Genomic DNA, 13,484 nt, shown 5'->3' on the forward strand with positions numbered 1-13,484 from the left:
CTCGCACCGGGCGGCGCCCCGCGCTCGCCCCTGCTGTCAGAGCGACTCGAGCTTGCGCACGATCCGCTGCACGGTGAGCCAGGTCCTCGTGGTGATGTCCTTGCCGTGGGTGCGGTCGAGCCACCGCATGAAGTCCGGCGTCCTGCCCGGGTCGCCGTTGTCGATGACGGCGAGATAGGCCTGCGCCTCCTCGTCGAAGCCGACGACCCGCACGAGCGGGTCGGGGTCGTCGGGCACCTCCCCGGGGGTGACGCCGTCCTTGAGGAAGGTCGCGACGAGATAGGTCCCGCGCCCGTGCGTCAGACCGTCGAAGGGGTCACGCTCGAGCAGGCCCCGCAGCTCATCCAAGGAGCGGATGATCGTGCCGCCCCCGATGCCCAGCTCCGCGACGAGCGCCTCTTGGATCCGCCGCTCCAGCTCCGGCACGTCGGTCTCGTCGGTCTCGAAGACGATGTTGCCGCTCGCGAGCACCGACCCGACCCGCGCCAGGCCGAGCCCTTCGTGGACCGCCCGCAGCTCGGCATTCGAGTTGTGGGGCAGCGTGGGCGCGATCCCGCGCAGCAGGGCGACGTAGCGCGTCATGGCCGCAGGTGCGAGGCGCCGTTGAGGTCGATCGTCGCCCCGGACGCCCACTGCGCGTCGGACGAGGCGAGCCAGAGCACGGCCGAGGCCACCTCCTCCGGTCGCCCCACCCGGCCGAAGGGGGAGTCCGCCCGGATCGCGTCTCCCGCAGGGGAATCCAACCGGTCCGCCACCCTCTCGGTGTCGACGAAGCCGGGCGCCACGGTCGCGACCGCGATGCCGCGCGGGGCGAGCGCGACGGCGAGCGAGGCGTCCATCGAGTGCAGTGCCGCCTTGGAGGCCGCGTAGGCCGGGTACTCGGGCTCGCCGCGGTGGACCCCGCGGGTGCCGATGGTGATGACCCGCCCCGGGAGCCCGAGCTCGACGAGCCGGCGGGTCATCGCGTGCGTGACCATCGCCGTCCCGAGGGTGTTGATCCGCAGGTAGTCCTCCCAGCTGCGTTGCCACTCAAGGGGATCCGTCGTCGCGGGTGGGTGAGCGAGTGCGGGTGTCGTCGCGATGCCCGCGTTGTTGACGAGCACCGTGACCGGTGCGCCGAGGGCCTCCTCGGCTGCCGCCGGCAGGCCCGCGGCCTGGTCCGCGTCGCCCAGGTCGCCGACGACGAGGGCGTGCCCCTCGCCGGGGAGGGAGTCGCGCATCGCCTCCCCCTTCGAGGCTCCTTCGTCGCGCCTCAGGACACCGCCTTCGTCGACCACGGAGCGGACGTGCACCGCGACCCGATCACCTTGATGGGCGAAGGCGGTGGCGATGGCGCGACCGATGCCGCGGGAGGCTCCGGTGACGAGGACGGCTCGGGGCTCGCTCATGCCGACAGTCTGCTCCCTGCGGCTGTCGTCGTGCTGGGCCGGGCGGCGCGGCGTCGTGCGTAGCCGATGACGGCGATGATCGTCAGCGGGCCGAAGAAGTTCATGGGCAGGTAGGCGGCGACCATGACCCACATGGGGCCGCCGTCGAGGGCACCCTGGTCGGGGCGCCGCCCGGCCATGATGCCGAGCCACAGCCCGACCGTGAAGAGCCACGTCATCACCGTGCCGCCCAACGTGCCGAGCACCACGGGCACCCAGCGGTTGATCCTGATGCCGGCGAAGCGCTCGCCCCAAGGGCGCACCAGCCCGACGACGAGCACGGCCGCGAAGAGCTGGGCGATCGACAGACCGAGGACGTAGCCCCCTTCGCCCTCGTGGAGCACACGGAGCGGCTCCGTCCCCGGCATCCAGCCGGCGATCATCAGCAGCCGCCACACTGCCGACGGCAGCGCGCACGCGAGCACCCCCCACGCCGCTGCTCGTGCCCACGGCTGCGGTTCCCGTCCCTGCCATCCCTGTGTCATGGCTCCAGCCTCGTGGTGGCGGTCGGCACCCACCATGCAGCCACCGGCCGCGACGAAGGGGGGTCTGCCCCCGCTCAGGAGCCGGTCGGCAGGACCATCGCGACGACGTCCGGGGCATCGGCCTCGAGCCACGCGGGGCGGGTCGAGCCCACCTCGCGCCAGCCGGTGCGGCGGTAGAGCTCGACCGCCGAGCCGGTGGGGATGACGTCGAGGCACGGGGCGAGCCCGAGCGCGGCGACGTGGTCGAGGGCGGTGCGCATGAGGGCGGCACCGATGCCCTGGCCGCGCACGCGCGTCGCCGTGAAGTACACGCCGATCTCGGCGAGGCGCTCGGCCGGGAGGCCGTGGCCGGCCATCCACAGGCGGGAGAGGTCCGGCTCCCGGCTCACCGCTGGGTCAAGGACCGGCAGCACCGCGATGTGGCCGACGGGTTCGTCGTCGAGGAGGGCGGTCCAGGTCGCGAGCGTGCCCTCCCGCGCGACGAAGTCCTCCGGGGACATCGGCAGCGGCTCGCGGTGCGGGTACCCCGAGGCCGCCTGCTGCTCGACGAGGACGGCGCCGAGAGCGGGGAGGTCGGCGTCGGTGCGGGGGCGGATGACGAGGGGCACGGGCCCATCTTGCGGCACGCCGGGCCCTTGGTCTTCGACGGTCCTTGGATTCAGCTCTTCATCGATGTCCCGCGCGAGGGATGGGAGAGGTCGGTGGACTTCTGGGGGGCCTGACCGGCGCTGCCCGGGGTCCGTGGCGCGGGCTAGGCTGCTCGAGCAAACTTTCTTGAGCGGAGTGAGGTCTCGATGACCCGGACGGCCACGTCGATGCGTCCCCGCATCCACCCCGCGTGGTGGGTCGCGGCCGTCGCCTTCCTCGCGCTGCTCGGGGCCGCCGGCTTCCGCGCCGCGCCCGGTGCGCTCATGGTGCCGCTCCACGAGGAGTTCGGCTGGTCGATGAGCACGATGTCGCTCTCGGTCGGGATCAACCTCCTGCTCTACGGTCTCGTCGCCCCCTTCGCCGCGGCCCTGATGGACCGCTTCGGCATGCGGCAGATCATCGCCGGCGCGCTCACGCTCGTCGCGCTCGGCGCCGGCGGCAGCACGCTCATGACGGCGTCATGGCAGCTGCACATCTTCTGGGGCGTGCTCATCGGGACCGGCACCGGATCGATGGCCCTCGTGCTCGCCGCGACCGTCGCCAACCGGTGGTTCGTGGCGCGAAGGGGGTTGGTCATGGGCGTCCTCACCGCCGGCTCCGCCACGGGGCAGCTGATCTTCCTGCCGCCCGTCGCGGCGCTGGCGGAGGACGTCGGCTGGCGCCCCGCCTCCCTCGTCATCGCGGTCGCCGCGCTCGCCGTCGCGCCCATCGCCTGGCTCGTCATGCGGGACCACCCGCACGACCGGGGGGTCCTCCCCTTCGGCGCTGATCCGCAGACCTGGGTGCCTCCGGCAGAGGTGACCGGCGGGGCCATGGGCCGGGCGATTGACGGGCTGCGTTTCGCGGTGCGGCACAAGGCTTTTTGGGCGCTCGCGCTCGCCTTCGCCATCTGCGGCGCGACGACCAACGGGCTCATCGGCATCCACTTCATCCCGTCGGCGCACGACCACGGCATGTCGCAGACGACGGCCGCCGGGCTGCTCGCACTCGTCGGCATCTTCGACATCGTCGGGACGATCGCGTCCGGCTGGCTCACCGACGTCTTCGACCCGCGGTGGCTGCTCGTCGCCTACTACTTCTTCCGCGGGGTGGGGCTGCTCGTGCTGCCGCTGCTGCTGTCCGACGCGGTGCACCCGAGCATGCTGCTCTTCATCATCGTCTACGGCCTGGACTGGGTGGCGACCGTGCCGCCGACCGCCGCGCTGTGCCGGGAGATCTTCGGCGAGCAGGGGACGATCGTCTTCGGCTGGGTCTTCGCCGCGCACCAGATCGGTGCGGCGCTCGCGGCCTTCGGTGCCGGGGTCATCCGCGACACCTTCGGCGCCTACACGTGGGCGTGGTGGGGCGGCGCGATGCTCTGTGTCATCGCCTCCGTGCTGTCCTTCGCCGTGCGGCGTGAGCCGGTGCTCGAGCCGGAGTCGGAGCGGGTGGCCGTCGGCTGACCGACGCGCAGGGGTGGGGCTAGCGTCGGGGGATGAGCGCTGCCTTCCAGGACACCTACCCCGACGACGTCGCGCACTGCTACGGCTGCGGGACGCAGAACCCCGCCGGTCACCAGCTGAAGTCGCACTGGGACGGCGAGGAGACCGTCGCGCGCTTCACCCCGCGGCCCGAGCACACCGCGATGCCCGGCTACGTCTACGGCGGGCTCATCGCCTCGCTCGTCGACTGCCACGGCACGGGCAGCGCGGCCGCCGCCGGGCACCGCGCGCAGGGGCGCGAGATGGGCAGCGAGCCGGCGCTGCGCTATGTCACCGCCTCCCTGCACGTCGACTACCTCGCGCCGACGCCGATGGGTGTCGAGCTCGAGCTGCGCGGAGTCATCGAGGAGGTCACCGAGCGCAAGGTCGTCGTCGCCGAGACCGTGCACGCCGGCGAGACGCTCGTGGCGAAGGGGAAGGTCGTCGCCGTGCTCATGCCCGCCGGGATGGTCCAGGGCTGACCGGCAGCGTGTCGTCCTGCAGTTCGTCAGGCAGGGCGATGGGAGACCCCGAGGATCCGGGGGAGAGGCGCGCGCGGTGCCTGAACTGCCGCGCGACACGCTGTGGGCTGCTCAATCGAGGAGGCCGGCGGCGCCGGCGGGTTCGGCATAGGCGACCGCCAGCGACTCGACCGTCTCGTGGGCGTTGAGCCCGCTCGGGTTGGGCACGACCCACAGCCGGGCGCCCTCGACGGGCTCGGGCTGCTCGCCCGTCTGCGCCTTGCGCACCCCGAATGCCTGGCGGTAGGCGGTGATCCCCGCGACGGCGACGACTGCCGGCCGGGTGCGGGCGATGGTGGCCAGCAGGCGCTCGCCGCCCTCGCGCAGCTCGTCGGCCGTGAGCTCGTCGGCGCGGGCGGTGGCCCGGCGCACGAGGTTGGTGATGCCGATGCCGCGCTCACGGAGGTGCTCGCGGTCCTCGTCGGTCATGCCGGCGGCGGGGTCGACGGCCTGCGTGAGGACGCCCGCCCGCAGCAGCGCCGGGTAGAAGCGGTTGCCCGGGTGCGCGAAGTGGGTCTGCGTCGCCGCGGTCCACAGCCCGGGGTTGATCCCGACGAAGAGCAGGTGCAACTCCTGGCCGGGGCCCGGCAGCAGATCGGGCACCTCGGCGTCGCGGTAGGACTCCAGCTCGGCACGAGTGAAGCTGGGGCGGGCACTCGGCATGTCCGTCACCCTAGATCGGCCTCTGGGTGGAGGTGGGCGCGACCGGATAGTCGGATATGACAACCGGATAGTCGGACGCAGATACCTCTACCCAGGACGTAGGGCGACGTGGGACCCGGCTCAGGCGCTGGCGCGGAAGGCCCGCAGGCGCAGGCTGTTGCTCACGACGAAGACGCTGGACAGGGCCATCGCGGCACCGGCGAGCATCGGGTTGAGCAGCCCGAGCGCCGCGAGCGGGATCGCCGCGGTGTTGTAGGCGAAGGCCCAGAAGAGGTTGGCCTTGATCGTCCCTAGCGTCTTGCGGGAGAGGCGGATCGCGTCGACCGCGGCGCGCAGGTCACCCCGCACGAGGGTGATGTCCGAGGCCTCGATCGCCACGTCGGTGCCGGTGCCCATCGCCAGACCGAGGTCGGCCTGGGCGAGCGCGGGAGCGTCATTGACGCCGTCGCCGACCATGGCGACGACCTTGCCCTCGCCCTGCAGGCGCTTGACGACGTCGACCTTGTCGGAGGGCATGACCTCGGCGATGACCTCGTCGATCCCGACCTCGGCAGCGACCTGCTGCGCCACGGCGCGGTTGTCACCGGTGAGCAGCACGGGGGTGAGGCCAAGTTTCTTCAGCCCGGCGATCGCCTCGGCGCTCGTCGGCTTGACCGTGTCGGAGACGACGAGCACGCCACGCGCCTGCCCGTCCCAGCCGACGGCGATCGCCGTGCGACCCTCGGCCTCGGCGGCCGCCTTGGCCGCGGCCAGCTCGTCGTCGAGCGTCATCGACCAGTCCGCGAGCAGCGTCTCGCGGCCGGCGACGACCGCGTGTCCGTCGACGACGCCGGTGACGCCCTGGCCCTGCACGTTGTCGAAGCCCTCGACGCCCGGCAGGTCGCCGACCTCGGCAGCGGCTCCCTTCGCGATGGCCTGGGCGATGGGGTGCTCCGACGCGTGCTCGAGGGCCCCGGCCAGCCGGAGGAGTTCGGTGCGGTCCACCCCCTTCGCCGGGACGGAGTCGACGAGGGTCATGGCGCCGGACGTGACCGTGCCGGTCTTGTCGAGGACGATCGTGTCGACCGTGCGCGTGGACTCCAGGACCTCGGGGCCCTTGATGAGCACGCCCATCTGCGCGCCGCGACCCGTGCCGACGAGCAGGGCGGTGGGCGTCGCCAGACCGAGCGCGCACGGGCAGGCGATGATGAGGACCGCGACGGCCGCGGTGAAGGCGGCGCTCACGGGGAAGCCCGCGCCGAGCCAAGCACCGAGAGTGGCGACGGCGATCGCGATGGCGACGGGGACGAAGACCCCCGAGACCGTGTCGGCGAGGCGCTGGACCTCGGCCTTGCCGGACTGCGCGTCCTCGACGAGCTGGGCCATCTGCGCCAGCTGGGTGTCGGAGCCGACCCGGGTGGCGCGCACGACCAGCCGGCCCCCCTCGTTGACCGTCGCGCCGGTCACGGCATCACCCTCGCCGACCTCGACCGGGACGGACTCGCCGGTGAGCATCGAGGCGTCGATGGCGCTCGTCCCCGAGGTGATGACGCCGTCGGTCGCGACCTTTTCACCCGGCCGCACGACGAACTCGTCACCGACCGTCAGCTCCTCGACCGGGATCCGCACCTCGGTGCCGCCGCGCAGGACGGCGACCTCCTTGGCGCCGAGCTCTAGCAGGGCGCGCAGGGCGTCGCCGGCGCGGCGCTTGGACCGCTTCTCGAAGTAGCGCCCCATGAGGATGAAGGTGATGACGCCGGCGGCGACCTCGAGGTAGATGCTGCCGAGGCCGTCGGTGCGCGAGATCGTCAGCTCGAAGGCGTGCGTCATCCCCCGGTCGCCGGCGGTGCCGAAGAAGAGGGCGACGACCGACCACAGCCAGGCCGACAGCGTGCCGACGGAGATCAGCGTGTCCATCGTCGCCGCGCCGTGGCGCAGGTTGGTCCACGTCGCGCGGTGGAAGGGCCAGCCGGCCCAGAAGACGACCGGCGTCGCGAGCACGAGCGAGGCGAAGCCCCAGTAGTCGAACTGCAGGGCCGGGACCATCGCCAGCAGGATGACCGGGACGGCGAGCACAGCCGAGCCGATGAGTCGCTGGCGCAGGGCGGTCAGCTCTCGGTCCTGCGGGGCATCCTCCTCGGACGATGGGGGTTCCGCCGCCGGCAGGGTCGCGGTGTAGCCGGTCTGCTCGACGACCGTGATGAGGTCCTGCGGGTCGGTGCCGAAGGGGGCGGTGACCGTCGCCTTCTCGGTCGCGTAGTTGACGCTCGCGGTGACGTCGTCGAGCTTGTTGAGCTTGCGCTCGATCCGGTTGGCGCACGACGCGCAGGTCATGCCGCCGATCTGCAGCTCGACGGTCGAGGTGGTGACCGGGTCGGTCTCAGTGGTCATGGTCGGTGTCTCCGTGCGAGGTGCTGGGGGTTGCGGTGCTGCCCGCGGGGCTGCTGCCCGCGGTGTCGACGACGAGCGGCGCCGTGTGCACCTGCCCGTCGACCTTGACGTCGAGGTAGAGCAGGTAGCGCCCGGGCGTCGGGGCCGTGGTGACGAAGTCGATCTCGGGACCGCCGGGCTCGGCGGCCGTGGGCGCCTCGCCCTCAGGGTGGACGTGGAGGTAGGCCAGGTCGCCCTCGCGCAGGGCGACGAGGTGGCCGGCGGCGCCGAGGTAGGGCTCGATCGTCGTCACGGGCTCGCCGTCGCGCTCGACCCGCAGGGTGAGGCGCGACTCCTCGCCGGGCACGAGGTCGCCCTCGACACTGACGTCGAGGCCGTCGACGCTCGTGGTCCGGGTCGGTTGCGACGCGGTGGGGGTGAGGACACCGGCGACGTCGACGGTGGAGGTGAGGGTCACCCCTTCGTCGGCGTCGGCCGGGGTGGTGTCGGCGTAGAGGCGGTAGGTGCCGGCGGCCTGCCAGGTCCACGGCAGCGACCACGTGCCGTCGGCGGCGCGCTGCGGGTGGACGTGACGGAAGTGCTGGCCGTCGCTGCGTACGACGACCAGGTGCAGCTCCTCCTCGTGCTCGACGGAGTAGTCGGTGACCGGGTCGCCGTCGGCGTCGGTGACCGTCAGCTCGAGGCGGCCGCGCTCGTCGACCTCGGTCGGGGCGGAGACGCCGGTGAGGCGGTAGCCGTCCTGCTCGAGCGCCAGGCCCGCGGGTGCGGCTGCGTCGTCGTGGGCGGAGTGGTCACCGGCGGCGTCGCCGGTGCCGTCGTCGGTGGGGGAGGCGTGCTCGCCGCCGTGGGTGGTGCTCTCCTGCGCCCAGGCCCGCGCGGTCTCCTCGGGCACGACCGCGCGGGCCGTGACCGCGGCGAGCGCGAAGACGACCGCGAGGGCGAGACCGAAGAGACCGAGACGGGTCGGGGCGTTCATCCTCAGGCCTTGGCAGCCGTGTAGCCGGCCTCGGTGACTGCGGCGATGACGGCCGCGTCGTCGACGTCACCGGAGACGACGAGCTTGCCGGTCGCGGAGCTCACCTCGACGACCTCGGCGCCGGGGATCTCGCTGACCTCCTCGCGGACGGACATCTCGCAGTGGCCGCAGGTCATGCCGGTCACCTGGTACTCGGTGGTGGTCGCGCTCATCGTGGGTTCCTCTCGATCTATACCTGTGGGGGGTATCTGGTGAGGTCAACTGTATACCCCCTTGAGGTATTCCGGCACCGGAGTGTCGAGAAGGCGCGACTCAGTCGCGGGCGTAGCCGGTCTAAGGGTTCTCGCGGTGGTGCCGGTGCCGGACTCAGCCGCAGTGGTAGCGGCAAGCGGCGATGCGCACCTCGTCGCCGATGACCTTGTAGACGAGCCGGTGCTCGTCGGTGATGCGGCGATACCAGTACTCCGCGAAGTCGCGGTGGGCGACACCGTCGTCTACGACGCGCAGATCGACGACGCCAACTCGGTGCTCTCCGAGGGCTACTACCGCTGGTCGGGCCAGGAGACGGCGCTCCTGGTCACCGAGGTCTCCTTCGACCGGGCGCAGCTGCCGACGCGGGTCGACGCCTTCCACCGCGCCCACGCCGACGGCCCCGACCTGCGCTCGCACGAGCTCGCGCTCGAGCATGGCGACCGGGTGCACCTGGCCCAGCCCGAGGCCGCGGTCGGCGTCCACGGGATCCGGTGGGACTGGGCGCCCCAGGCCCCGTGCAGGGCAGACTGAGCGGATGCGCCGCTTCGAAGAGCTCGCCTGGAGCGAGACCCCCAGAGGTGAGATCAGCCTGCGTCGGCGGATCGAGCCGACGCTCAAGGTCGACGTCTACGAGGTCAAGCTCGGCGACGAGTTCCTCATGTCGAGCCTCTTCACGGTCGCCGAGATCGAGCTGGCTCGCCTCGGTCTGACCAGGGCGAAGGGGGACCAGCTCGACGTCGTCGTCGGCGGCCTGGGCCTGGGGTGTACCGCCAAGGCGGCGCTGGAGGACCCGCGGGTGAGCTCGATGCTCGTCGTCGACGCCATGCCCGAGGTCATCGACTGGCACGAGCGGGAGCTGCTGCCGGACGCGCCCGCCGTCGTGCGCGACGAGCGCACTCGCCTGCTGCTCGGCAACTTCTTCGAGCTCGCGGGGTCCGAGGAGGGCTTCGACCCGGACGAGCCGGGCCGGCTGCACGACGCGGTGCTCCTTGACATCGACCACACGCCGCACCGCCTGCTCCACCCCGACCACGCCCCCTTCTACTCCGTCGAGGGTCTGCAGCGGCTGCGGGCGCACCTGCGCCCGGGCGGCGTCTTCGCCATGTGGTCCGACGACCCGCCGGACGCCGACTTCTGCGCGCTGCTCGAGCAGGTCTTCGACGAGGTCGAGGCGCACGTCGTCGCCTTCGACAACTTCCTCACCGGCGGGCAGTCGAGCAACACCGTCTACGTCGCGTTCTGAGCTGGCGGGGGTGGCGGGTCCTGCCAGGCCCGGACCAGCTCCGCCAGACGAAGGGGGATCGCCACCCGCCAGTCCTCGGGCAGCACCGAGGCGGCCGGTGCCGTCGCGCTCGACGAGCTCGTCCTGCACGCCTGGGACCTGGCGAAGGGGACGGGCCAAGGCTTCGATCCTGACCCTGAGGCGCTGGATGCGGCCGAGGGCTTCTGCGCCCAGATCCCCGACGACCCCGAGGCGCGGCAGGGGCTCTTCGGGCCGGGCGCTGGCGTCGAAGGCCGGCACCCGTCGGGCCGAGAGCCGCTCGTCGCAGCTGGAGCGCATCGCCTGCGTCGACTGGCTCGAGAGCATCGACGCGGTGCTCTGCGCCGACATCGCCGACCCCAGGCTCTGCCACGACAGCAGGGAGCCGAGCGACATCGACGGGCCGAGGGACAGCACCGAGGCGAAGGACCCGATGCTGCCGATCGACAGGTAGCTCATCATGGCCCGAGTGTGCCGCCCTTCGAGACGGGCGCGGGGCGCCCTCCGGGTCCTGAGGAGGAGGCCGCCCGCGGCCGACGTCTCGAAGGGCAGGGATCGGGGCATGGGGCCTGGCCGGGAAAGTTGCGGATGACCGGGAAGCGCGGACGTGGCCGCGCAATTGCGCGGGCACGTCCGGCTTTCCCGGCCACGCGCGGATATCCCGGCCAGATCAGGACTTCCCGGCCAGACGGGCCCTCCCAGGTACGAAGGGCGATGCAGGCAGCCGGGAATGAACTCCCTTCGCTCGTAGTTGAGCCAAGTGAACTCAACTTTTGGGTCACGGATTTGCGCAAGCCGCGGACGGGATCCTAAGTTGAGCGACAGCAACTCAACCCGCGTCGGGGTGACCACCTCGACCACCCGAACAAAGGAGCGCCTCATGGCCCGTGCCGTTGGCATCGACCTCGGAACCACCAACTCTGCCGTCGCCGTCCTCGAGGGTGGCGAGCCCACGATCATCCCGAACGCCGAGGGTGGCCGCACCACCCCCTCCGTCGTCGCCTTCTCCAAGGGCGGCGAGGTCCTCGTCGGCGACATCGCCAAGCGTCAGGCGGTGACCAACGCCGACCGCACCATCCGCTCGGTCAAGCGCCACATGGGCACCGACTGGACGACCGACGACATCGACGGCAAGAAGTACACCGCCCAGGAGATCAGCGCCCGTACGCTGCAGAAGCTCAAGCGCGACGCCGAGTCCTACCTCGGTGAGGACGTCACCGACGCGGTCATCACCGTCCCCGCCTACTTCGACGACGCCGAGCGCCAGGCCACCAAGGAGGCCGGCGAGATCGCGGGCCTCAAGGTCCTGCGCATCGTCAACGAGCCGACGGCGGCCGCCCTGGCCTACGGGCTCGACAAGGGCAAGGAGGACGAGCTCATCCTCGTCTTCGACCTCGGTGGCGGCACCTTCGACGTCTCCCTGCTCGAGGTCGGCAAGGACCCCGAGGACGGCTTCTCCACCATCCAGGTCCGCGCGACCTCCGGTGACAACCAGCTCGGTGGCGACGACTGGGACGAGCGCATCGTCGATCACCTCCTGACCCAGGTGAAGAACAACACCGGCGTCGACCTCTCCGGCGACAAGATCGCCATGCAGCGTCTGCGCGACGCCGCCGAGCAGGCGAAGAAGGAGCTCTCCTCCTCGACGACCACGTCGATCAACCTGCAGTACCTGTCCATGGGCGAGAACGGCCCCATCCACCTCGACGAGTCGCTCTCGCGGGCGAACTTCGAGCAGATGACCAAGGACCTGCTCGACCGGACCAGGACCCCCTTCGAGAACGTCATCAAGGACGCGGGCGTCCAGGTCTCCGACATCGACCACGTGGTCCTCGTCGGTGGCTCCACCCGCATGCCGGCCGTCAGCTCGCTCGTCAAGGAGCTGACCGGCGGCAAGGAGCCCAACAAGGGCGTCAACCCGGACGAGGTCGTCGCGCTCGGCGCGGCCCTGCAGGCCGGTGTCCTCAAGGGCGAGCGCAACGACGTCCTGCTCATCGACGTCACGCCGCTCTCCCTCGGCATCGAGACCAAGGGCGGCCTCTTCACCAAGCTCATCGAGCGCAACACCGCCATCCCGACGAAGCGCTCCGAGGTCTTCTCCACCGCCGAGGACAACCAGCCCTCCGTGCTGATCCAGGTCTTCCAGGGTGAGCGCGAAATCGCGCGGGAGAACAAGAACCTCGGCACCTTCGAGCTCTCCGGCATCGCGCCGGCGCCGCGCGGCGTGCCGCAGATCGAGGTCACCTTCGACATCGACGCCAACGGCATCGTCCACGTGACGGCCAAGGACCGGGGCACCGGCCAGGAGCAGAAGATCACCATCTCCGGCGGCTCTGCGCTGTCGAAGGAGGAGATCGAGCGCATGGTCAAGGAGGCCGAGGCGCACGCCGACGAGGACAAGGCCCGCCGCGAGGAGACCGAGGCCCGCAACAACGCGGAGAACCTCGTCTACTCCACCGAGAAGTTCCTCGGTGAGTCCGGTGACAAGCTGACCGACGAGCAGCGCAAGCCCGTCGACGACGCGCTCGCCGACCTCAAGGAGGCCCTCAAGCCGGAGTCCGGCGTGAGCGTCGAGGAGCTGGCCAAGAAGGTCGACACCCTCAACGAGGAGTCGCAGAAGATGGGCGCCGCCCTCTACGCGGCCTCCGCGGAGCAGGGCGAGGGCGCGGCCCCCGGCGGCGACGCCGGCGCCGAGCAGCCCGCTCCCGAGGGTGACGACGACATCGTCGACGCTGAGGTCGTCGACGACGACGAGGAGAAGAAGTGACCGACCCCAACCAGCCGATCGAGCCCGAGGTGACCGCCGACGCGGCGAACCCGGAGGCCGAGGAGCAGGTCGTCGAGGCCGAGGTGGTCGACGAGGCCGCAGCTGACGCTGCGCCCGAGTCGGCCACCCCGGCCGGCGGGGCCGCCGCTCCGGGCGAAGGGGAGGCCACCGGCGACGCCGAGGTCCACCCCGACACCGCCCGCGCCGACCAGCTCCAGGACGACTACCTGCGCCTGCAGGCCGAGTACGTCAACTACAAGCGGCGCGTCGACCGGGACCTCCCGGTGCACAAGGAGCGCGCAGTCCACGACCTGCTCGAGTCGCTCCTGCCGGTTCTCGACGAGATCCACCTCGCCGAGCAGCACGGCGACCTGCCGGAGGGCAGCCCCTTCCGGGCGATCGCCGACAAGCTCGAGCAGGTCCTCACCAAGCAGGGTCTGGAGCGCGTGGGCGTCAAGGGCGAGGCCTTCGACCCCAACGTGCACGAGGCCCTCATGCACGGCTCGTGGGACGCCTCCGACCCGGAGCTGCCGAGCGACGCGACGGCCACGACGGTCGTCACCGTGCTCCAGCCCGGCTACCGCGCCGGCGAGCGCGTCCTGCGCGCCGCCCGCGTCGCGGTCGCCGACCCGCAGTAACTACCACCGAGAGGAG

At 71.7% G+C, this 13,484-nt stretch carries 15 protein-coding genes; 6 read left to right on the top strand and 9 right to left on the bottom strand.

The window, feature by feature from the left end:
- Positions 1–36: 36 nt before the first annotated feature.
- The 4 genes from B9B60_RS02715 to B9B60_RS02730 all read right to left on the bottom strand — a co-directional run bounded on the left by B9B60_RS02715 (position 37) and on the right by B9B60_RS02730 (position 2,520).
- Positions 37–582 carry a DUF1697 domain-containing protein gene (locus B9B60_RS02715; RefSeq protein ID WP_084449754.1) on the bottom strand — a complete coding sequence of 182 codons (546 nt, stop codon included), beginning with the start codon at positions 580–582 and terminating at the stop codon, positions 37–39.
- Positions 579–1,388: an SDR family NAD(P)-dependent oxidoreductase gene (locus tag B9B60_RS02720; RefSeq protein ID WP_084449755.1), complete on the bottom strand. Its 810-nt coding sequence runs from the start codon at positions 1,386–1,388 to the stop codon at positions 579–581. Before B9B60_RS02720 ends, B9B60_RS02715 begins: the two co-directional genes overlap by 4 nt.
- Complete coding sequence (locus B9B60_RS02725; RefSeq protein WP_143445406.1) at positions 1,385–1,912, bottom strand: hypothetical protein; 528 nt, start codon at positions 1,910–1,912, stop codon at positions 1,385–1,387. The genes B9B60_RS02720 and B9B60_RS02725 overlap by 4 nt, the downstream gene beginning before the upstream one ends.
- Before the next feature lie 74 nt (positions 1,913–1,986).
- On the bottom strand, positions 1,987–2,520 hold the full coding sequence (locus B9B60_RS02730) for a GNAT family N-acetyltransferase (protein ID WP_084449757.1): 534 nt from the start codon (positions 2,518–2,520) through the stop codon (positions 1,987–1,989).
- A gap of 186 nt (positions 2,521–2,706) precedes the next feature.
- Here B9B60_RS02730 and B9B60_RS02735 point away from each other — a divergent pair, with 186 nt between their 5' ends.
- On the top strand, positions 2,707–4,002 hold the full coding sequence (locus tag B9B60_RS02735) for an MFS transporter (RefSeq protein ID WP_072625753.1): 1,296 nt from the start codon (positions 2,707–2,709) through the stop codon (positions 4,000–4,002).
- Positions 4,003–4,034: 32 nt separating this feature from the next.
- The gene (locus B9B60_RS02740) at positions 4,035–4,502 is read left to right on the top strand and encodes a PaaI family thioesterase (RefSeq protein ID WP_072625752.1); all 468 of its coding nucleotides are present in this window, start codon (positions 4,035–4,037) and stop codon (positions 4,500–4,502) included.
- A gap of 111 nt (positions 4,503–4,613) precedes the next feature.
- On the opposite strand, the gene B9B60_RS02745 is transcribed toward B9B60_RS02740, so the two are convergent.
- The 5 genes from B9B60_RS02745 to B9B60_RS17880 form a co-directional block, all read right to left on the bottom strand.
- Complete coding sequence (locus tag B9B60_RS02745) at positions 4,614–5,204, bottom strand: mismatch-specific DNA-glycosylase (RefSeq protein ID WP_084449758.1); 591 nt, start codon at positions 5,202–5,204, stop codon at positions 4,614–4,616.
- 120 nt (positions 5,205–5,324) lie between these two features.
- On the bottom strand, positions 5,325–7,574 hold the full coding sequence (locus B9B60_RS02750; protein WP_084449759.1) for a heavy metal translocating P-type ATPase: 2,250 nt from the start codon (positions 7,572–7,574) through the stop codon (positions 5,325–5,327).
- The gene (locus tag B9B60_RS02755) at positions 7,564–8,550 is read right to left on the bottom strand and encodes a heavy metal-binding domain-containing protein (protein ID WP_084449760.1); all 987 of its coding nucleotides are present in this window, start codon (positions 8,548–8,550) and stop codon (positions 7,564–7,566) included. The genes B9B60_RS02750 and B9B60_RS02755 overlap by 11 nt, the downstream gene beginning before the upstream one ends.
- A gap of 2 nt (positions 8,551–8,552) precedes the next feature.
- Positions 8,553–8,762: a heavy-metal-associated domain-containing protein gene (locus B9B60_RS02760; protein WP_084449761.1), complete on the bottom strand. Its 210-nt coding sequence runs from the start codon at positions 8,760–8,762 to the stop codon at positions 8,553–8,555.
- Positions 8,763–8,916: 154 nt separating this feature from the next.
- A complete protein-coding gene (locus B9B60_RS17880; protein ID WP_234993719.1) occupies positions 8,917–9,111 on the bottom strand; it encodes a type II toxin-antitoxin system YoeB family toxin in 195 nt (64 codons plus the stop codon).
- On the opposite strand from B9B60_RS17880, the gene B9B60_RS17430 reads away from it, so the two are divergent.
- The 4 genes from B9B60_RS17430 to B9B60_RS02785 all read left to right on the top strand — a co-directional run bounded on the left by B9B60_RS17430 (position 9,028) and on the right by B9B60_RS02785 (position 13,468).
- Positions 9,028–9,333, top strand: a complete 306-nt coding sequence (locus B9B60_RS17430; RefSeq protein WP_234993720.1) for a hypothetical protein — start codon at positions 9,028–9,030, stop codon at positions 9,331–9,333. The two genes, B9B60_RS17880 and B9B60_RS17430, sit on opposite strands and share 84 nt — an antisense overlap.
- A 4-nt stretch (positions 9,334–9,337) precedes the next feature.
- A complete protein-coding gene (locus B9B60_RS02770) occupies positions 9,338–10,045 on the top strand; it encodes a polyamine aminopropyltransferase (RefSeq protein WP_084449762.1) in 708 nt (235 codons plus the stop codon).
- 898 nt (positions 10,046–10,943) lie between these two features.
- The gene (dnaK, locus tag B9B60_RS02780; protein ID WP_084449763.1) at positions 10,944–12,830 is read left to right on the top strand and encodes a molecular chaperone DnaK; all 1,887 of its coding nucleotides are present in this window, start codon (positions 10,944–10,946) and stop codon (positions 12,828–12,830) included.
- Positions 12,827–13,468 carry a nucleotide exchange factor GrpE gene (locus B9B60_RS02785; RefSeq protein ID WP_084449764.1) on the top strand — a complete coding sequence of 214 codons (642 nt, stop codon included), beginning with the start codon at positions 12,827–12,829 and terminating at the stop codon, positions 13,466–13,468. Before dnaK ends, B9B60_RS02785 begins: the two co-directional genes overlap by 4 nt.
- Positions 13,469–13,484 lie beyond the last annotated feature (16 nt).

The sequence above is a fragment of the Janibacter indicus genome (assembly GCF_900176385.1).
GTDB lineage: Bacteria > Actinomycetota > Actinomycetes > Actinomycetales > Dermatophilaceae > Janibacter > Janibacter indicus.